General features: G+C 71.9%; 19 protein-coding genes. 7 read left to right on the top strand and 12 right to left on the bottom strand.

What is annotated here, in order from left to right; translation table 11 throughout:
* Window positions 1-381 precede the first annotated feature (381 nt).
* Window positions 382-2,445 carry a PhoX family protein gene (locus AB0O01_RS24845; protein WP_365316612.1) on the top strand — a complete coding sequence of 688 codons (2,064 nt, stop codon included), beginning with the start codon at window positions 382-384 and terminating at the stop codon, window positions 2,443-2,445.
* Here AB0O01_RS24845 and AB0O01_RS24840 read toward each other — a convergent pair.
* Entirely contained in the window at window positions 2,412-3,413 is a 1,002-nt protein-coding gene (locus AB0O01_RS24840) for a LysR family transcriptional regulator (RefSeq protein ID WP_365316610.1), read from the bottom strand. The two genes, AB0O01_RS24845 and AB0O01_RS24840, sit on opposite strands and share 34 nt — an antisense overlap.
* Window positions 3,414-3,608: 195 nt before the next feature.
* Here AB0O01_RS24840 and snpA point away from each other — a divergent pair, with 195 nt between their 5' ends.
* The gene (gene snpA, locus AB0O01_RS24835; RefSeq protein WP_365316608.1) at window positions 3,609-4,310 is read left to right on the top strand and encodes a snapalysin; all 702 of its coding nucleotides are present in this window, start codon (window positions 3,609-3,611) and stop codon (window positions 4,308-4,310) included.
* 161 nt (window positions 4,311-4,471) lie between these two features.
* Here the strand turns inward: snpA and AB0O01_RS24830 are convergent, their stop codons facing one another.
* From AB0O01_RS24830 to AB0O01_RS24805, 6 genes are all read right to left on the bottom strand, one after another.
* A complete protein-coding gene (locus tag AB0O01_RS24830) occupies window positions 4,472-6,421 on the bottom strand; it encodes an FUSC family protein (RefSeq protein WP_365316606.1) in 1,950 nt (649 codons plus the stop codon).
* Window positions 6,422-6,577: 156 nt separating this feature from the next.
* Window positions 6,578-7,600, bottom strand: a complete 1,023-nt coding sequence (locus AB0O01_RS24825; RefSeq protein WP_365316880.1) for an endonuclease/exonuclease/phosphatase family protein — start codon at window positions 7,598-7,600, stop codon at window positions 6,578-6,580.
* A 215-nt stretch (window positions 7,601-7,815) separates the two neighbouring features.
* Window positions 7,816-8,244: a DUF5959 family protein gene (locus AB0O01_RS24820; protein WP_365316604.1), complete on the bottom strand. Its 429-nt coding sequence runs from the start codon at window positions 8,242-8,244 to the stop codon at window positions 7,816-7,818.
* A 255-nt stretch (window positions 8,245-8,499) separates the two neighbouring features.
* Window positions 8,500-9,024, bottom strand: a complete 525-nt coding sequence (locus tag AB0O01_RS24815) for a DUF6879 family protein (protein WP_365316602.1) — start codon at window positions 9,022-9,024, stop codon at window positions 8,500-8,502.
* Window positions 9,025-9,055: 31 nt separating this feature from the next.
* Window positions 9,056-9,613 carry a GNAT family N-acetyltransferase gene (locus tag AB0O01_RS24810; protein WP_365316601.1) on the bottom strand — a complete coding sequence of 186 codons (558 nt, stop codon included), beginning with the start codon at window positions 9,611-9,613 and terminating at the stop codon, window positions 9,056-9,058.
* Window positions 9,610-10,890, bottom strand: coding sequence for an XRE family transcriptional regulator (locus AB0O01_RS24805; RefSeq protein ID WP_365316599.1), 1,281 nt, complete (start codon window positions 10,888-10,890; stop codon window positions 9,610-9,612). Before AB0O01_RS24805 ends, AB0O01_RS24810 begins: the two co-directional genes overlap by 4 nt.
* 183 nt (window positions 10,891-11,073) lie before the next feature.
* Between AB0O01_RS24805 and AB0O01_RS24800 the strand changes: the two genes are divergently transcribed.
* From AB0O01_RS24800 to tgmC, 4 genes are all read left to right on the top strand, one after another.
* The gene (locus AB0O01_RS24800) at window positions 11,074-11,484 is read left to right on the top strand and encodes an ATP-binding protein (protein ID WP_365316598.1); all 411 of its coding nucleotides are present in this window, start codon (window positions 11,074-11,076) and stop codon (window positions 11,482-11,484) included.
* Between the two features lie 307 nt (window positions 11,485-11,791).
* A complete protein-coding gene (tgmA, locus tag AB0O01_RS24795) occupies window positions 11,792-12,058 on the top strand; it encodes a putative ATP-grasp-modified RiPP (RefSeq protein ID WP_365316596.1) in 267 nt (88 codons plus the stop codon).
* 12 nt (window positions 12,059-12,070) lie between these two features.
* A complete protein-coding gene (tgmB, locus tag AB0O01_RS24790; protein WP_365316594.1) occupies window positions 12,071-13,030 on the top strand; it encodes an ATP-grasp ribosomal peptide maturase in 960 nt (319 codons plus the stop codon).
* Window positions 13,023-14,156, top strand: a complete 1,134-nt coding sequence (gene tgmC, locus AB0O01_RS24785) for an ATP-grasp peptide maturase system methyltransferase (protein WP_365316592.1) — start codon at window positions 13,023-13,025, stop codon at window positions 14,154-14,156. The genes tgmB and tgmC overlap by 8 nt, the downstream gene beginning before the upstream one ends.
* Window positions 14,157-14,195: 39 nt before the next feature.
* On the opposite strand, the gene AB0O01_RS24780 is transcribed toward tgmC, so the two are convergent.
* The 4 genes from AB0O01_RS24780 to AB0O01_RS24765 all read right to left on the bottom strand — a co-directional run bounded on the left by AB0O01_RS24780 (window position 14,196) and on the right by AB0O01_RS24765 (window position 17,714).
* Window positions 14,196-15,131 carry a nuclear transport factor 2 family protein gene (locus tag AB0O01_RS24780; RefSeq protein ID WP_365316590.1) on the bottom strand — a complete coding sequence of 312 codons (936 nt, stop codon included), beginning with the start codon at window positions 15,129-15,131 and terminating at the stop codon, window positions 14,196-14,198.
* Window positions 15,132-15,522: 391 nt separating this feature from the next.
* Complete coding sequence (locus AB0O01_RS24775; RefSeq protein ID WP_365316589.1) at window positions 15,523-16,095, bottom strand: dihydrofolate reductase family protein; 573 nt, start codon at window positions 16,093-16,095, stop codon at window positions 15,523-15,525.
* Between the two features lie 21 nt (window positions 16,096-16,116).
* On the bottom strand, window positions 16,117-17,154 hold the full coding sequence (locus AB0O01_RS24770) for a hypothetical protein (RefSeq protein WP_365316588.1): 1,038 nt from the start codon (window positions 17,152-17,154) through the stop codon (window positions 16,117-16,119).
* A gap of 86 nt (window positions 17,155-17,240) precedes the next feature.
* Window positions 17,241-17,714 carry a hypothetical protein gene (locus AB0O01_RS24765; RefSeq protein WP_365316586.1) on the bottom strand — a complete coding sequence of 158 codons (474 nt, stop codon included), beginning with the start codon at window positions 17,712-17,714 and terminating at the stop codon, window positions 17,241-17,243.
* A 200-nt stretch (window positions 17,715-17,914) separates the two neighbouring features.
* On the opposite strand from AB0O01_RS24765, the gene AB0O01_RS24760 reads away from it, so the two are divergent.
* Window positions 17,915-19,120 carry a PP2C family protein-serine/threonine phosphatase gene (locus AB0O01_RS24760; protein ID WP_365316584.1) on the top strand — a complete coding sequence of 402 codons (1,206 nt, stop codon included), beginning with the start codon at window positions 17,915-17,917 and terminating at the stop codon, window positions 19,118-19,120.
* Between the two features lie 44 nt (window positions 19,121-19,164).
* Here the strand turns inward: AB0O01_RS24760 and AB0O01_RS24755 are convergent, their stop codons facing one another.
* Window positions 19,165-19,407, bottom strand: a complete 243-nt coding sequence (locus AB0O01_RS24755; RefSeq protein WP_365316582.1) for a sigma factor — start codon at window positions 19,405-19,407, stop codon at window positions 19,165-19,167.
* Window positions 19,408-19,467: the final 60 nt, after the last annotated feature.

Genomic DNA, 19,467 nt, shown 5'->3' with positions numbered 1-19,467 from the left:
GCACCCGCGCCCACCCACGCCGCACCCTCCCCCACCTGCGCCGCACCTGCCCCGCTCCCGCCCCCCACCCCGCCCCCCACCTGCCCCGCTCCCGCCCCCCACCCGCGCCGCACCCACCCCATCTGCCCCGCACCCGCCTCCCACCCCCCTGCCACACCCGCCCCCTGCCGCACCCACCCCCACCCCACCCCACTCTCACCCCCACCTCCGACATGTACATGTCGGCCATACATGTGACTGATCTACGCGCCTAGCGTCACCCGTCGCTCGGATACCTTTACTTCACTCGCCGTTCACGCGTCGGCTCCGCTCCCGCACAAACGTGCTCCTACCGTCCGTCACGCTGGATAAATGGGGAAGCAAGGGGAGAACCACGTGCGTATGCAGTTGCCCATCATCAGGACCTCCGACGACTCGCACCCCGGGGGCCGTTCCGCGCTCACCTGCCGCTTCCGCTGCGGGGACGCCTGTTTCCACGAGGTGCCCAACACCACCGCCAATCCGTACGTCGGCGATGTCATCGCCACCGCGCTGAGCCGCCGTACCGTGATGCGGGCCGCCGCGGTCGTCACCGCCGCCGCTGCCGCGGGGACCGCCGTGTCGACGGCGGTGGCGCCGGAGGCGCAGGCCGCGCCCGCCGAGGGGTGGGGCGGCGCCAAGGACCGGTCGGCCAAGGGGCTGCGGTTCACGCCCGTCGCGCCGAACACCCACGACGCCGTGACCGTCCCGGACGGGTACCGGCAGAACATCGTCATCCGGTGGGGGGAGCCGATTCTGCGCGGCGCCCCGGCCTTCGACCCGGACAGGCAGACCGCCAGGGCGCAGGCCGGGCAGTTCGGCTACAACAACGACTTCCTCGCCCTGCTCCCCGTGCCGGGCGAGCGCGGGCGGCAGATCCTGGTCGCCAACCATGAGTACACCGACGAGGTGCTCATGTTCCGCGACTACGACTCCGCCAACCCGACCCGCGAGCAGGTCGAGATCGCCTGGGCCGCGCACGGGCTGACGGCCGTCGTGGTGGAGGAGGATCGGAGGAGTGGGAAGCTGACCATCGTCCCGCGGCATTCGCTCAATCGGCGGGTCACCGCCACCACCGAGTTCCGGGTGACCGGGCCCGCCGCCGGGTCGCCGTTGCTGCGCACCTCCGCCGACCCGACCGGCACCAAGGTCCTCGGCACCCTGAACAACTGCGCGGGCGGCGTCACCCCCTGGGGCACCACGCTGCACGGCGAGGAGAACTTCAACCAGTACTTCGCCAACGCCACCCGCCCCAACGACAAGCGCTACGGTCTCGGCGCCGCCGCCAGCGAGCGCAAGTGGGAGCGTTTCGACAAGCGCTTCGACGTCGCCCAGGAGCCCAACGAGCCGCACCGCTTCGGCTATGTCGTCGAGCTGGACCCCAGCGACCCGGACTCCACCCCGCGCAAGCACACCGCGCTGGGCCGCTTCAAGCACGAGGGCGCCACCGTCCGGCTCACGGACGACGGCCGCCCGGTCGTCTACTCCGGCGACGACGAGCGCTTCGACTACTTCTACAAGTTCGTCGGCAGCAAGCGGATGAAGAAGGGCAGCGGGCGCAGCGTGCGCGAGCACAATCTGTCGCTGCTGGACGAGGGCACGCTGTATGTGGCGAAGCTGACCGGGGACTCGCCCGCCATCGAGATCGACGGGAGCGGCAAGCTCCCGGCCGACGGTGAGTTCGACGGGTCGGGTGAGTGGGTGCCGCTGGCCACCGCGACCAGCAAGGGCGCCGTCTCGCACGTCGCCGGGATGACCGCCGACGAGGTGTTCGTCTTCACCCGGCTCGCGGGTGACAAGGTCGGCGCCACGAAGATGGACCGCCCCGAGGACGTCGAGCCCAACCCGCACTCCGGCAAGGTCTACCTCGCCCTCACCAACAACTCCAACCGCGGCATCGGCACCAACGCCAAGGCGGACGAGGCCAACCCGCGCAACGCCAACAAGCACGGGCACATCCTGGAGCTGACCGAGCGCTGGAACCGGGCCGACTCCACCAGCTTCGCCTGGACGCTCTTCCTGGTCGCCGGTGACCCCAAGGACCCCGCGACCTACTTCGCCGGGTTCCCGAAGGAGAAGGTGTCGCCGATCTCCTGCCCGGACAATGTCGCCTTCGACGACCACGGCAATCTGTGGATCTCCACCGACGGCAACCAGCTCGGCTCGCACGACGGCCTCTTCGGCGTCGCCACCCGCGGTGACCGCAAGGGCGAGCTGAAGCAGTTCCTCACCGTGCCCAAGGGCGCCGAGACCTGCGGCCCGATCATCCAGGACCGCCGCGTCCTGGTCGCCGTACAGCACCCGGGCGAGCTGGACGGCGCCTCCGCGGAGAACCCGCTGAGCGCCTGGCCCGACGGACCCGGCAGGATCAACCGCCCGGCGGTCGTCGCGGTCTACCGCACCGACGGCAGGGACATCGGCGTCTGAGGCAGCCGCAGAAGGTCCGGGGGAAGGGCTGGGACCGGCGTCGCCATCTGCCGTACGGCGTCGTGTTCCAGCCACTCCCGGTACGCCGGGGCGAGTCGGGCGACCTCCCAGTACGCCTCCTCCAGCGCGGGGAAGACCCCGTCCAGCTCCGTCTCGGTACGGGCCGCGGTCAGCAGCCGCACCCCGATCGGGTCGCCGCGCAGCGGCCGTACGGCCATGTCGGGGCCGGCCGCGGTCGGCTGGCAGACGGTGATCACCTCGCCGGTGGCGACCAGCGCGCCGGCCGTGTGGTAGTCGCCGTGCTGGACGAGCGGGCTGACCCCGGCGGCCCGGAACATCCGCTGCACCGCGTCCCACTCGCCGTCCACCGACGAGTCGATCATCCAGCGGTCCCCGGCCAGGTCACGCGGGTCGACCGCGGTCGTCGCCGCCGCTGCCGGATGGTCGGCGGGCAGCGACACGAACTGCGGTTCGCGCTCCACCAGCACCCGCAGCCGCAGCTCCGGCGGGATCCGCAGCGGGCAGCCCTCCACCTCGTGCACGAAGGCGAGGTCGAGCTGGCCGTCGGCGACCATCCGCAGCAGGGCGTTCGGCGAGACGTTCATCTGGAGGGTGGGGTCCTGGCCCTGGCCGCGCAGCCGGCGCAGCCAGCCGCCCAGGGCCTTGCTGGCGGTCGAGCCGATCCGCAGATCGGTGCCGCCCGCCGCCGCGGCCCGCGCCTCGGCGACCAGGGAGCGCATCTCGGCCACCAGCGGGCGGGCCCGGCTCAGCACCAGACGGCCCAGGGGAGTGGGGCGGCAGCCGGACCTCGCCCGCAGGAACAGGGCGCCGCCCAGCTCCTGTTCGATCCGCCGCAACTGGGTGCTCAGCGACGGCTGGGCCACGCCGAGCTGGCGGGCGGCCCGGTGCAGACTGCCCGTGTCGGCTATGGCGCACAGTGCGCGGAGGTGTCTCACCTCAAGCTCCATGCCCTCGGAGGCTAAGGCGGAAGCCGGGGTTGCACCAGACGTACAAATCCGCTGCAACGGACGTCAACCGGGACTCCGGGCGCGGTGGTCGCTCTCCCGATAGGGTGGTGCTATCACCTGCTGACATCATCACAGCGGCCCCACAGGCCCGGAAACTCTCGTGTTGAACGACTCACCCCCACCAAGGAGTCTTCGATGCGTATCTCGTCCCCCGGCTCGTTCCCCGGCTCGTCCGCTCCGCTCCGTACGGCGGTCGTCCTCGCCCTCGGCATCGCGACCGCCGGGTTCGGTATGACGGCCCCCGCGGCGGCGGCCCCCGCCCCGCTGGAGTCCCCGAGTACTTCCGTCCCCGCCCACTTCCTGTCCAAGTCCGCCGAGTCGGACGCCAGCCGCGCCTTCTTCGAGGCCGTGCTGAAGTCCGTCGCCGAGCAGCGGGCCGCGAACCCGAGGTCGGCCGCGGCGGTCACCGTCACCTACGACGCCTCGCGCGCCCCCACCTTCGCCGCGCAGATCGCCCGCTCCACCCAGATCTGGAACAGCTCCGTCGCCAACGTCCAGCTCCGGCAGGGTTCACCGGCCAACTTCAGCTACCGCGAGGGCAATGACCCGCGCGGCTCCTACGCCTCCACCGACGGGCACGGCAGAGGCTTCATATTCCTCGACTACCGCCAGAACCAGCAGTACAACTCGACCCGGGTCACCTCCCACGAGACCGGCCATGTCCTCGGTCTGCCCGACAACTACTCGGGCCCGTGCAGCGAGCTGATGTCGGGCGGCGGCCCCGGCACCTCCTGCACCAACGCCGTCCCCAACGCCACCGAGCGCGCCCGCGTGGAGCGGCTGTGGGCCAACGGTCTGGCCGCGGCCATGGACAAGGTGCTGGAGAAGAGCCGCTAGGGAGGGGGCGTCGGCCCGCCCCCTGTTCCGCCGCCGTCCGACGACAGCCGTCAGATGACCGCCGTCCGACGACCGCGGCACGAGCGACCTCTTTTCCGGCAGCCCCCCACCCGGTACGGCCCGCCCCCTGCACGGGGCGGGCCGTACCCGGTTGAGGGGACTCACGGGCGGGGGGAGGTGATCGCGCGGGCCGCGGCGACCTCCTGGCGCAGGGGCTCCAGCACACTGCCCGCGGGCCCGGTGAGATCGGTGCGGACCGGGTACAGCACCTCCACCTCCCGCAGTCCCTCGGACAGTTCGCGCAACTGCCGGGCGATCTGCTCGACCTCCGCCGGGGCGGGCGGGTCGGCGCCGTGCTTGACGCGGACCCGGGCGGCGGTCGTGGCGTCCACGATCCGCTCCACGGCGACGACCAGCGGCCACCAGGCGGCGGCCCGGCGTCCGGTGGGCGGGGGTTCGGTCAGCGCGCGCTGGAACTCCGTCCGGACGACGGACAGATCGCGGTAGAGGCGGCGGCGCATCCGGGCGCGGGCGGCGGGGTCGGTGTGGGCGCCGAAGGCGGCCTCGACATACCCGGCGCTGTCGGCGACGGCGTCCGCGACCCGGGCGCCGACGCGGGTGTGCCAGCTCTCCGGCCAGAGCAGATACCCGGCGATCAGCGCGATGGCGCAGCCCATGAGGGAGTCCAGCAGCCGGGGCAGCAGCAGGGCGGTGCCCTCGCGGTTGAGGGTGTCGGACAGCAGCAGGATCACCGGGGTGATGGCGGCGGTCTGATACCCGTAGCCCCGGGGGGTGAGGGCGGGGATCAGCGGGGCCAGGACCAGCATCACCGGTACGTCCCACCAGCCGCGCGGCACCTGGGAGAGCACCGCCGCCGCGACGACCAGCCCGGCGACCGTGCCGAGCGCGCGCAGCAGGGCCCGGGAGAACACCGAGCCGAAGTCGGGCTTGAGGACGAAGGTGATGGTCAGGGCGACCCAGTAGGAGCGGGGGACGGGGACGAGGGAGACCAGGGACTGGGCGATGCCGATGCACAGGGCGAGGCGCAGCCCGTAGCGCCAGGAGCCGGCGGAGAGGACGGCGGAGCGGGCGGCGCGGGCGGCCCGTACCCGTGGTCCCGCGGGGCGGCCGAGTCCGTCGCCCATGCCGTTCCCGTAGGGGTCGACGTCGGGGGAGGTGACGACCTCGGCGGCGTGCCGCAGGGCGTGGTCGAGGGCGCGGGCGGTCTCGGTGCGGGGCTCGGGGAGGGTCAGCCCTATCGGGCCGCGGTAGCCGGTCTCGACGGCGTCGGCGAGATGCCGGGCGGTGGCGGGGATGCCGGGCGGCAGCGGGGTGCCCGAGAGATGGGCGGCGGGGGCGGCCTCGACGACCGGGGTGATGGCGTTGAGCTGGGCGATCAGCCGGGTGAGGTCGGCGCTGCGGCCGTGGTGGCGGGTGCGGTGGCCGAGGACCAGGTCGTATGCCTGGTTGAGGGACTGGGTGGCGGTGTGCCGGGCGTCCTCGTAGCCGTCGGCGCCGCTGGTGGCGAGGAGCGCGGCGACGGAGCGGTAGGCGTCGGCGACGGCGGTGCGTTCGGGGACTCCGGAGCGCAGCGGCCAGGCGATCAGCGCGAGCAGCAGCACGAGCAGCCCGCCGCCGGTCATCAGCAGTGGCGCGGCCCACCAGGGCCCCGGCATCGGCAGGCCCGCGCCGATGACGGTGTTGAGCAGCAGGAGCAGCCCGGAGACGGAGGCGACGGCGCCGATGGACGAGATCATCCCGGAGACCAGGGCGACGGCGGTGACGGCGGCGACGGTGGACCAGCCGTGCCCCTGGACCAGCGCCCCGAGGGTGATGCCGATGGCCCCGAAGAGCTGCGGGATGGCGATGTTCAGGATCCGCATCCGGTAGGCGTCGGCCGTGTCGCCGATGACCCCTGACAGCGCGCCCATGGACGCGAGCGCCCCGTACGCGGGCTGCCCCACCGCGAGCCCGACGGCCAGCGGCAGCGTCATGGCGACCGCGGCGCGGGCGACGGCGGGCCGGTTGACCGGCGCCTGCTGCGGCCTCAGATTCCGGACCAGCCAGTCGGGAGGGGTGAGGCCGCGGCTGCTGGGGGGCTGGGGAGGCATGGGTCATTATGGCCACGGGGGCGGTATCGGGCCGGGTGGGCGGACTGGCTGAGGGGTGGATTGGCGGACGGGTGGACGGGTGGACGGGTGGACCGGCTGACCGGCTGACCGTCGGACGGCTGACCGGCTGACCGGCGGACGGGCTGCGGGTGAGGGCTACTCCGGTGCGTGGAGGGTCAGCTCGGCAAGCACCGCCCGGTGGTCGGTCCCGGCCGGGTCCAGGAAGCGGGTGGCGCGGGCGGAGAAGTCGCGGGAGACGAGGACGTGGTCGATCTGCGCGCCGAGCGGGGGCGCGGTGCGGGCGGGCCAGGTGGGGGTGCGGTCGTGGCCCGTGAGCCGGGCGGCGTCTCTCATCCCGGCGTCGAGGACGCGCCGGAAGGCGGCGTGGTCCTGGGTGGCGTTGAAGTCCCCGGCGAGGATGGCGGGCGCGTCGGCGTGGGCGCGGGCCCAGTCCCGCAGGACGTCCAGCTCCTCCCGCCAGACGTCGAGCCCGGCGGGCAGCGGGGGCATGGGGTGCGCGAGCTGGACCCGTACGTCGTGCCCGCCGACATCGGCGACGGCCCCGGGCATGCCCAGGGTGCCGGGGAGGGGTTCGGCGGGGGTGAGGGGGAACCGGCTGAGGATGAGGGACCCGGCGGAGCCTTCGCCTTCGACGGCGGCGCGGTAGGGGTATGTATGGGCGGGGTGCCGGTCGCTGGGGCGCCGGTCGGCGGAGTGCCGGTCGGTGGGGTGTGCGTCGGCGGGGTCTTCGCCGGCCAGTTCGGCGCGCAGGCGTCCGTCGCAGTGCCGGTCGCACTCCTGGACGAAGACCAGGTCGGGCCGCTCGTCCCGGACGAGTCCGATCAGCGCGGCGGTGCCGCCGCCGAACTCGACGTTGGAGGTGAGCACCCGGACGGTGGCGAGGGGCGTCCCGCCGGGCCGCTCGACCGTCCCGTACGGCTCGATGTACCAGGCGAGCAGCCCCAACAGGGCGACACCCCACACCACCCCGGTCCACCACCGGGCGAGCCCCGCGAGGAGCAGCCCGAGCCCGGCGGGGGCGAGCAGCCAGGGCAGGAAGGCGAGGAGCTGGGGGACGGGGGTGACGCCGTCGGCGTCGGCGAGCCGGAAGCCGAGCACGGCGGTGACGGGGACGAGGAGGAGAACGGCGAGAACGAGCCGGGGCCCCCGGCGGGGCACGCCGGGCGCGTGGGCGCCGGGGGGCGGGGGCGCGGTGGTGGCGGTGTCCACGGCGGGGGCCCTTCGTGCTCGCGGGGGTGGGGCTCGGGTGTTCTCCGGGACCTTGCTCGGGTGCTTCTCGGATCGTTGGTGGGTGCTTCTCGGGTGCTTCTTGGTGGAAGGACGTGGGGGTGGGGGCGGGGGGTTGCGCGGGGCACCGGGGGCAACGGACGGTGCTACGACGCGAGACGGGCCATCGCCTCCCGGACGGCGGACAACCGCGCCCGGTTCTCCTCCACCCACTGCGGCCCGACCTCGACCGGCACCCGCACCGCGACCCGGGTCGACGGCGAGTCCTGCACCGTCACCTCCACCGGGTCGTCCGGTATCACCTCGACCCAGGCGGTACGGTCCCCCGCCGGCCACTCGGCCCCCTCCTCGGCCTCCAGGGCGTCGAGACACCGCTCCCACTCGTCCAGATCCTCCACGGACACCTGGATCCCGACCCGCCCGGCGACGAAGCCGCTCTCCACGACGATCTCGGCCGCGTAGTACCGCTCGTCCCCGACGAGGAGGGGGTCGGCGCAGATCACCTCGACGGAGACGCTCTGTACGGGGTCGCCGAACCGGAGGAGTTCGAGTGTCGGTGTTTCGCCGACTGTCATGACTGCCCCTTGTGCACTCGTCGGACCTGATCGCCGCTGATCCTCTCCTGGGCGGGTGCGGCGGGGGCACCGGGGGCGGGGGTCCAGTCGGGGGTGAGGGCGCCGGATGCGAGCAGGGCCCGCCTCAGGGATTGGCGGGTGGGGCGGAGGTTGGGGGGCACTCAGCGTGCAGCAAGCCGGACCCCCGGGAGTCCGGCTTGCTTGCGGAGATGCTTGAGCATGGCGGCCAGTTCCAGCCCCGACCGGTCAGGCTGATCAGGCTGGAAGGCCAGCGTTCACGTACTCCTCGAAGGGCACCGACTCCGCGATGGCGATGCTCTGGTACTCGACAAAGGAGGAGACATCTCCCTCGAACACTTGGCGGTTGATCTGTGTCCCGTCCGCCTCATAGTTCATGAGGATCACCTCCGACCGGTCGAACATCCAGAAGTCCTGAACGCCCTCCAGAGGGTTTGGTCGGTCGGTCACATCGAGGATGCGAATGTGGTCGCCGACCCGGGCGTGCACCCGGTAGTAGCGGCTGAACTCGAAACGCAGGTAGGCGGAGAGCGGTCGGGTCACGATATGCACGCGGCCGTAGTGCTTTCCCTCGCCGCGATGGCGTGAGACGCGTTCCGTGTACGTGGAATCCGTGTAGGGCTCCAGCGGCCGTCCTTCGCGGAAGGCTGCGAATTCCTCGGCCTCTTGGGGCACGAGGTACTGCGGGAGGGTTTCGAGTCGCCATGCTTCGTGTTTGATCTCCTCGAATCGACGACTCCAGCTCTCGCCGGACAAGAGCATGCGCGGCCCCCTTCAAGGCTTGAGCAAGTGGTCAGGCACTGGTCCCGAGATCACCAGTGGCGCGGGCCATCACCATGAGTACCGGTGATGCCGGGGACGGCTGGCTGCGGCCGATGTCCTGGTAGCCCCAGGACCGGTAGAGGGCGTGGACCTTTCCGTCTCCGGCCGCCGGGTTCACCATGAGGGTGACGTAGGGCTCCTTGCGGGTGGCGAGCAGGGTGTCGTGGAGGCGTCTGGCTGTGCCGGTGCCGCGCCATGCGGGGCGTACCCCGATTTCTTTGAGCGCTATCGCCGGGTGATTGGTGAATTCGGTCGCAGGTTCCGGTGAGGTGCGCTGCCAGTAGCGGTTGCCGTGTTCGATGGTGTTGCCGTAGGCGTAGCCGACCGGGAATGCGTTCGCATACGCCAGGACCGCAGTGAATCCGGGCTCGTTTCCGTGCCGGTCCAAGCGTTCACCGAAGGCGGTCACGGCGTAGTTCGGGAGATGGAGCAATGGTGCACGCACCTCGGCGTAGACGTCGATCAGGTCGCCGCGAATGTCGTCGAGTGTGGTGAAGGCGCGGAACTCGATCGTGGGTGTCGTGGTCATCGGGTGGTCCTCCAAGCGGCGACATGCTCGGTCCAGTCGTGGACGAGAGGGCTTCCAGGTGCCTTGGCGCGCAACGCGGCCCCGAACTCCTGAAGCATGCGGGACACCCGGGCGTGCTGGGTAGCGGCATCGGCTGGCACGGTCATGGCGGTCGCTGTGGAGGCGTCGGCATCGCCTTGCGCGAGCTGGGCGTGGGCGAGGCGGGTCGTGGTGATCGCCCGGGACCGGATCATGTGGGGCCGGAGGGCGACCAGGCAGCGGTGGGCGTGGTACTCGGCCGTCGGGTGATCGCCGAGCGACAGATACGCCGAGAGGGACAGCGAGTCCAACTCTGCCTGGTCGTAGAAGGCCAGCATCCATACCGGCCGGAAGTCGTCGGATTTGGCGCGGAGCATGGCGTCCTGCGCCTGTTCGAGAGCGCGGCGGGTGCCGGTGCGGTCCTGCGCGGTGCCCAGGATGGCCGCCTGCCGGGCGAGGCCGAGAGAGGCAAACAGCGGGTCCCGGCGGGTGATGTGCAGGCCGCGGGCCACGTCGTTCGCGGCGAGGGCGTCCGCGGGGCGGCCCATGTGCCGGTACATCGTCCCGGCGTGGCTCCAGATACGGAACTTGATCGCCTGGTCGCCGGACATCTCCGCGAGGGACTGAGCCTCACGCATGTGCCTTGTCGCCACGTCGTACCGGCGGCCGTCGATCGCCGCCCACATCGCCGAGGAGCGGAACGCGGCTGCCGCCGCGTACAGATTGCTGCGGACGCGTTGGGCCGCACTGCCCGCGTTCTGGAGGTTCAGAGCCTCGTCGGCGAGCGCGGCGGCTCGCTGTTCGATGCCGAGCTGTCCGCCATGGCGGTGGTCGCTGGCGATGATCTCGGCGAATCGGTGCTGTAGACGCTCGACGTCGCTCATGCCGATGCGGCGGGGTGCCGCCGTGCCGGGAGCCGCTGCGGCAGCGGCAGCCGCCGCGATGCCGCCGACGAGCGAGCGCCGATTCATGTCGGGGTCCTCCTGCGCGGGGTCGGGGGCGGACGGCATCCGGCCCCGGGGTACGAAGCCGAGTGCGGTTGCAGGCAGTCCGGAGACGTCCTCAAGGGCTTTGCGTGCTGCCGACTTCGGCCATCGGACCCGGCCCGCCTTCCATGCCCGTACCGAGGAGCCGTCGAGTCCGCCGGGGCGGCCGGTTAATCGCTCCTGGGCTGTGTTCACGGCCTCGGCGAGGGTGTTGGAGCTGTGCCCGTGCTCCTTCATCCACGCCTCAAGTGCCGTGTTGCGCGCGGTGTTCATGTACTCAACGTAGCCGTGTGATCCCCGGGCGTCAGGTGGAAAGGCCGTGATCGCCCTAGGGTGTTCCTCGCGATATCCCTCTCATCGTCCTAAGTGTCCTGGTGTGGAGGGGGGTTACCTGGTCATCGGACGCCCTAGTGGGCGCCGACGTCTACCGCGAGCACCACTGCCGAGGGACCGACGATGGCGAAGACCAGCGCACAAGTTGCACCGCAGCGATACCAGGAGCGCTACCCGGCGACGCCGGAGGCCGCCGCTCGGGCGCGGCGGGACATAGTCCTCGCGCTGGAGACCTGGGGGCTCTCGCTCCTGGCCGATGCCGCCCGGCAGATCGTCTCCGAACTGGTCGCCAACGCGGTCGAGCACACCGACGCACCGCACATCGGTACGTCGATCACCCGGACCGGCGACCGGTCCGCGCGCCTCGTCGTGACCGACAACTCACCGACCAGACCGGTCGCTGGCTCGCCGGACACCGAGGACGAACACGGCCGGGGGCTGCTGCTCGTCGCCGCCCTCGCCCACACCTGGGGCTGTGATCCGGTGCATGGCGGGAAGCGAGTCTGGGCCGAGTTGCGGGCGGACGGTCCGTGACAGCCGTCGGCACGGCGGACGGCACCCTGCCGTCCCTGGACCAGCTCGGTCCACGGCAGCAGATGGCCATCGACTGCGCCCGCTGTGCCCGCCGCCTCGGGATGGACGGCCGGGTGTGGGGTGAGGTGCGGTACCGGGGTCGTCCGTTCAGGCTGTGGGTCTGTGTGCCGAATTGCACTGCACCGCGCAGGTAGCCGCGCGCCCAACGGACCAACCACCTGTCCTCCGGGCGGACCGAGCACCCGTCGTGTCGGGTCCCGGAGTTCAATCACCGCACGAAAAGCCCCTTGCATAAGGAGACTTGAGCATGAGCTTCGTAAGCGTCGAGATCATCCCACCAGCCCCGTGGGGGCTGCGCCGCATGGTGCCGCTGGCCAACGGTTCACCCTCGTCATGGCGTTACGTCGGGATCGACCGGGCCACGCAGACCGGCCGGTGGGTCGGGGACGACGGTGAGATGACGCCGGCCGAACTCGGCAAGCACGGTACGAGTGTGAACACCTACCCGCCGACCCAGATCAGCAAGGACGGGAAACAGGATCCGGATTCCGGTCATGACGCGACCCAGGACTAGGGAGAGCACACCATGGACAGGCGCCCGGTTCTGGTCTGCACGGAGTTCGAGGACGCGACCGCCGATATGGTCATCGCGGAGCTGAACCGGCGCCGGGTGCCCGTCCTCCGGTTCGACCCGGGGCGGGACTTCCCGGCGTCCGCGACACTGGCCGCGCAGGTAGGGCCGGTCGGCTGGTGCGGCCGACTGTCGGTGGGGGAGCGTACGGCTGATCTGTCCGCCGTACGCTCCCTCTACCACCGTCGGCCGAGCCCCTACCCGACAGGGCGCGGCGAACAGGCGGTCCGGTTCGCCGCGCATGAGAACCGGCGCGGCCTGGGGGGCGTACTGGGAGCGCTGCCGGGGTGTCTGTACCTGAGTCACCCGCAGGCCATCGCACGGGCCGAGTACAAGCCCGCGCAGTTGGCCGTCGCGGTCGATGTCGGATTCACGGTCCCGGCGACCCTGATCACGAATGACGCAGGGGAGGCGGGGGCGTTCTGCGCCGGGCAGCCGACTCTCTACAAACCTCTCCATGCCGGAGCGTACGAGGTCGATGCCCGGCCTGCGGGCATCTGGGCGGCTCCGGTCGGGCCGTGCGAGATTGACGACGCGGTGAGTCACAGCGCCCATCTGTTTCAGGCGCAGGTGGCCAAGGTGGCGGACATCCGGGTGGTCGTGGTGGGCGAGCGGGTCCTCAGCGCTCGGATCACCGCGCCGCCCGGGGTGGTGGACTGGCGGGCCGAGTACCGCAACCTGACCTATGAGGCGGTGGCCTGCCCGGAGGAGACGAAGGGGATGCTGCTGCGGTTCCTCGCTGGCTTCGGGCTGCGATTCGGCGCCTTCGACTTCGCTGTGGACGCCGACGACACATGGTGGTTCCTGGAGTGCAACCCCAACGGCCAATGGGCCTGGCTCGAAAGCACCGCCGGGCTTCCTGTGGCCCACGCAATTGCCGATCTGCTGGAGAACGGAGCGAGCCGACATGACTGACCCCCTTTCCTCATCCTCGGAACACGCACGGGCGGACCTCGCGCGTCGGCTGTCCGGGCCCGGCGTTCTGCGCAGCCCCGCGTGCGGGGCGGCAGTCCGTTCCGTGCCTCGTGAGGCGTTCCTCTCGCGGGGCTGGTTCGAGTACGAGGAAGGCGGCTGGTACCGGCCCGCGACCGTCCATGCCCCGGGCGGGCTGGCCCGGGTCTACGAGGACGACACGCTCGTGACCCAGGTTGCCGGAGGTGTCTTCCCCGACCAGGTCGAAGGGCGGATCGCTGCCGCTCCGTCCTCTTCGTCAACCCTGCCGAGCCTGGTCGTCCGCATGCTCGAAGAGCTGAGGGTGTCGGAGGGGGCACGCGTTCTGGAGATCGGCACCGGCACCGGCTACTCAACCGCTCTGCTGTGCAGTGTCGTCGGCGAGGACAACGTCACCACGGTCGAGGTCGACCCCGAGGTGTCCGCCCGTGCCGGAATCGCCCTTGCGGGGGTCGGGTTCCGGCCTGGGCGCGTCGTCGCCGACGGACTGCGCGGCCACCAGGAGAGCGGCCCGTACGACCGTGTCCTCGCCACCTGCGGTGTCCATACCGTGCCGTCCGACTGGCTCGCCCAGACCCGGCCCGGCGGGGACATCCTGGTCACGGTCGGCGGGTGGATGAACGCATCGGAACTCGTCCGGCTCACAGTCGGCGATGACGGCACGGCCGACGGCCCGGTGCTCGGCGGGCACGTCTCGTTCATGCTGGCCCGCCCGCAGCTTCCACCCCCGCTGGGCATACTGCCGGGGCTCGATGAAGGAGCCGCGGTGCCTGCCGGGATCGGTGCGGATGTGCTTGACGACTGGACCGCCCGGTTTGTCGCGCAGTTCGCCGCGCCACGCGCACAGCGGCTCACCCTGGACCGGGACGGCCGGACCGAACACATCGTGATCGATGTGGACGCCAGGGCGTGGGCGGTCCTGTTTCAGGACGAGGATGACCGGTGGCTGGTCAGACAGGCGGGCACGGTACGTCTCTGGGACGCGATCACCGGGCACCTCGCCGGGTGGCAGGCCGACGGATCCCCGTCCGCCGACAGGATGCGCCTGCACGTCGGCCCCGGCGGGCAGCACCTCACCTGGATCAGGTGACAGCCCGCCGGGGCGCGCCCCCGTCACACCTCGGACCTCTCAGAACATCGTGTTGTCGTTCGCCGAAGTCTCCGGCACCGCCTGCACGCTCTTCCAGTGCTCGACGATCTTGCCGTTCCGCACCCGGTACATGTCGATGACCGCCTCGCCCCGCGTGCCCGGCACCGCCGTGACATGGCTGTGGACGGCGACCAGGTCGCCCTCGGCGATGACCCGCTTGGTGTCGTAGGTCAGTTCGGGGTTCTCGGCGAGGTACGTGCTGACGCCCTGCTTCACCGCCGCCGCGCCGTCGCCGAGTTCGGGGGCGTGCTCGCGGACATCGGGAGCGACGTACCTGTCCACCGCGGTGACGTCCCGGCCCTTGTACAGCCGGTTGACGTACTTCTTCACCAGCTTCTCGTTGCGCGCCGTCTCCCGCTTGGAGACCGGCGTGCCCGGCTGCGGGGAGCTGAGCGTCGAGAACATGTCGTTCCCGCTCACCGTCGTCGCCGGGACCGGCTGCACCACGTCCCAGTGCTCGGCGATCTTGCCGTCCTGGAAGCGGTAGATGTCGAAGAGAGCCACTCCCCGTGTCCCCGGTACCTGGACCGGGTTGCCGTGCACGATCACCAGGTCGCCCTCGGCCACGACCCGCTTCACGTTGTACTGGAAGTTCGGGTACTGCGACCGCATCCACCCGGCGAAGCCCTTGAACGCCGCCGCCCCGTCCGCGATGTTCGGGTTGTGCTGGATGTAGTCGTCCCGGATGTACTGGTCCACGAGGCCGTAGTCGCCGTTCGGGATCACACCCGTCAGGACGCGTACGGCGACGGCCTTGTTGTACTCGGTGTCGTACGACGACGGCGTGGACTTCGCCACGGCGGCGGGCGATGAGGCGCGGGCTGCGGACGCTGCGGGGACCGCGCCCCCTGCCAGGGCCGCCGTGACGACCAGGGCGAGCGCGGCGACCCGGGTCCGCGGGCGAGAGACGTGCATGGGGGAGTTCTCCGTTCGAGCGGATGGGGGAGGGAGAACGGGGAGAAGCCGGGGCTTCACCGCGGCGGCTTCCCGATTCCCGATCCCTCTCACGCTCTCCCGCCGGACCGTCCCCTGCCCAGACGATCAGCCAGGTCTGCCTCTTGTGCGGTTTCCCTCTGCACATACGGACACCGGGCCGGGACCGGCTTTGGGCGATCATCCGGCGTGACCTGTTCGGTCGCTGTCCGGGCACTGTGCAACGGCTGTCCGCGATCGCAATCATGATGCCGGGTGCCGGGTGCCGGGTGCCGGGTGCCGGGTGCCGGGTGCCGGGTGCCGGGTGCCGGGTCATGGGGGAGGGGGCAGGGGGCAGGGGTCCCGGGTTCCGGGTCCCACGTGAGCGGACGCGTCACCGCACCACGTCGAAGACCTGCTTCTGGATCCCGTTCCCGTACGCCTCCTGCTCCACCAGCCGCAGCTTCTGCGTGTCCTTGTCCGTGGCGCTGAACAGGCGCTTGCCCGCGCCCAGCAGCACCGGGAAGACCAGCAGGTGGTAGCGGTCGATCAGGCCCGCGTCCGAGAGGGCGTGGTTCAGGGACGCGCTGCCGTGGACGATGATCGGGCCGCCCTCCGTCTCCTTCAGCGCCGCCACCTCGTCCAGCGAGCGCAGGATCGTGGTGTCGCCCCAGTTCGTGACCAGGTCGGTGTCCTTGAGGGTGGTCGAGACGACGTACTTCGGCATCGGCTTGTACTCGGCGAACTCCTCCATGTCCGGCCACACCGGGCTGAACGCCTCGTAGCTCGCCCGGCCCAGGAGTATCGCCGCCGCCTCCTGCTGCTCCCGGCCCTTGATCTCGTACGCCTCCGGGAGGAACTCGAAGTCCTTGAAGGTCCAGCCGCTGTTGCGGTAGCCGGGCTCTCCGCCCGGTCCCTCCATGACGCCGTCGAGGGAGATGAAGGCGGTGCTGATCAGGGTGCGCATGGGGGCTCCTCAGGGCTAAGGCTACGGCTGCTGCCGCGCTGGTTCCGTGGTCGGTTCCGTGGTCGGTTCTCCTCCAGGATCGTGCCGACAAATAAAATTGTCAAGACAGTGGGAGTTTTCGGAGAGAGGGAGGGGCTGCGGCGGGGGAGGGGGAGGGGGAGAGGCGTGGGGTGCGTACTGGGGTTTCGGGGGGAGCGCCCCTCTCCGCCGTGCGAACCGGCACGCCAGCGCCACCACCCCGCCCAGCGCCAGCAGCAGCCACGACACCGTCCGCAGGGTCGCCGTCAGGGCGTCGTACACCGCCCCCGCCGCCGGTTCCGGCATGCCCGCGGGGAGGTCGGCCAGTGTCAGGCGGCGGCCCAGGGCCACCGCCACCCCCAGCACCGCACCCCCCGCCGCGACCCCCAGCGACATCGCGGTCAGCGCCCGTCTGCGGCGGGCGGCCAGCGCGATCCCGGCGACGGCCAGCGCCACCGCCGACAGCGGCAGCCACACCGCGGCGACCTCCAGCACCCGCAGCCCCTTTCGCAACGGGGCCAGATCCGCCGCCGGGAGCACCGCCACCTCGGCATGCTCCACCGGCATCCGCGGGCGGCCCACCAGTACGTTGTCCTCGGCCAATTGCCGTTCCACCGCGTCCGCGACCGGCGCCAGATCGACGGTCACCGGGCCCCGCTCCCCCCGGTTCACCGCGTCCAGCACCGCGTCATGGGTCGCCCGGTTCGCCTCGTCCCACCCCGCCTGGAACGCGTCCGTCCGGGTGAAGGAGCGCACCGCGTCCCGCAGGAACGGCGCCAGCCCGCCGTTCCCCGCCCGCTCCGCCAGCCCCGTACCGAGGGTGTCCGCGACCACGGCCTCCACCGCCGGATCCGACGCCAGCGGCGCCACCGTACGGACATAGCGGTCCCCGCTCACCAGCCCGTACGTCACCCAGCTCGCCAGCACGGCGGGCGGCACCAGCAGACAGGCCAGGACCAGGAGCGCCGCCGCCGCACGGCCCCGCAGGCGGGCGGTGCGGGGGCGGGTGCGGGGGCGGCGCGGCGGTCTCGGCGGGGGCATGGCTCCAGGCAACGCGGTGCCGGTGCGGGGCGCGAGCGCTGTACGGCCGTACGGTCGTACATTGCCCCAGCGCCCGGGAGACGCGGTCAGGAGACGCGGTGGCCCTCCGCGTCCTCGTGCGTGTAGTACCGGTAGAAGAGGACCACGAACACCACCGCCGCCACCGCCAGGGACATGAACACCGACCGCAGGATGCTCGCCCCGGCCTCGCTGTACAGGAACCCGAACGCGCAGCCGCCGAACGCCGCCCACAGCACCGCGTGCACCTCGCGCCGCAGCTTCGGGGCCGTGCGGAGCAGGGCGTAGGACAGCGCGGCGAAGGCGAGGGCCGCGACAAAGCCGAGCAGGACGTTCCAGCCGGTGATGGGTCCGCCGGAGCGGTTGTTGGCGGCGACCCAGTAGCCGTAGATCAGTCCGGTGCCGGCGGGGACCGCCCAGAGGGCGATCCGGTGGGTCCGGGCGCTGAGCACATCGGGCAGCCGGGTTCCGGTCCCGGTCCCGGTCCCCGGGGTCGTGCCGGGTGCGCGGGCGGGCCCGGGTGCGGGTGCGGCGTGAGCCATGAGCGCGCTCCTCTCTCTTCGCCCCCGCCTTCCAGAGCACACCTGCGGGCGGCGACAGGCAAGTCCAGCGGTGGGCGGGACCCGGACTCGGATCCGGACCCGGTAGGGCGGTCATGAGGGACCTATGGCCGGATGCGCGGGCGTCCCCGGCGTGTTTCGCTGGCCCTATGAGGTCCGGTGGCGACCGGGCGCTGAGACCCGTGAGCAACGACGGGACCGGTCGGCGCCCGCTGGACCGGCTGCCGTGGACGGGCCGGTCGGGACTGTGGCATCAGTACCGCACCCTGCGCGTCCGCGGTCGCAGCGTGACCTGGGTGCCACCGCTGCTGCTCCTCATCGGCATCGTCACCATCGACTACTGGACCGGCACCGAGTTCCGGATCATCTCCTGGGTGGTGCTGGTGCCCGGCATCGCGGCGGCCCTGTGCCAGGTCTGGACGACCGCCGCCTTCACCGCGCTGGTGCTGGCCACCTATCTCTTCGTGGAGGCATTCTGGCCCGACCGCTTCACGCCCCGCCTCTCCGACTTCACCCTCATCGCCATCGGCGGCGTCCTGGCGACCCTGGCCTGCGCGGTCCGGGTGCGCGGCGAGGAACACGTGCTGCGGATGCGGGACGTCACCGAGACCGTCCGCCGGACCGTGCTGCGCCCCCTGCCCCCCGGCTGGGGCGGGCTGGAGCACGCCGAGGTGTACCTCGCCGCGGACACCGAGGCCCGCGTCGGGGGCGACTTCTACGACATCCAGCCCGGCCTGCACGGCACCCGGGTGCTGCTCGGCGACGTCCAGGGCAAGGGGCTCGGCGCGGTCGAGGCCGCCTCCGCGCTGCTCGGCACCTTCCGCGAGTCCGGCTACCACGAACCCGCCCTCACCACGGTCGGCGAACGCCTCGGCATCCGTATGGCCCGCCACCGGGGCCGGGTCCGCGACCTCGGCCGCGACGACGAGGACCGGTTCGCCACCGCCGTCCTGCTGGAGTTCCCGGAGGACGACCCGGACGCCCTGCTCCTGATCAACTTCGGCCATGAACCGCCGCTGATCGTCGGCCCCGGCGGCGTCCGCGCCCTGGAACCCGGAGACTCCCTCCCGCTCGGCCTCGCCGAACTCGAACCCCCCGCCACCGCCCGCCCCCTCACCGCCCACCGCATCGCCCTCGCCCCCGCCGAGACCGTCCTGCTCACCACCGACGGCGTCACCGAGGCCCGCGACGCCGACGGCGTCTTCTTCCCGCTGACGGACGCCGTCGCGGCGGCGGTCCGCGCCGATGTGCGCTGCGTCGAGCCGGGGCGACTGGTGACGGTGGTACGGGAGGGGGTGCTGCGGCACTGCGGGGGGCGGCTCGCGGACGACACGACGGTGTTCGCGGTGCGGCGGGGGTGGGGGCGGATGGGGGGTGGGGGGTCGTAGGGGCGGGCGCCGGGCGCCGGTCCCGGTCCCGGTCCCGGTCCCGGTTACGGGGTCCGGTTACGGGGTGAGGGTGCGAACCGGTCCGGGCGGCGCAGCCGGGGCAGACCCCGGACCACCGCGATCCACACCTCCTGCGCCAGATCGTCCGCGAGATGCGGATCCCCGGTCATGCCCCGGACGTACCGCCGCACCGGGGTGTGCCAGGCGTCGACCAGTTCGCGGAACGCCGCCCGTTCGCCGAGCTGGCAGCGCACCACCACCCGGGTCAGCGCCTCGTCGTCGGCCACGCGCACACTCCTCTCGGACGGTGTCGTACACCCGGACAGTCGGTGCGCAGCACCGGCAGG

Origin of the sequence: Streptomyces sp. NPDC093252 (assembly GCF_040683675.1) — a bacterium.
Lineage (GTDB): Bacteria > Actinomycetota > Actinomycetes > Streptomycetales > Streptomycetaceae > Streptomyces.
This window is presented reverse-complemented; position numbering and strand designations above follow the sequence as displayed.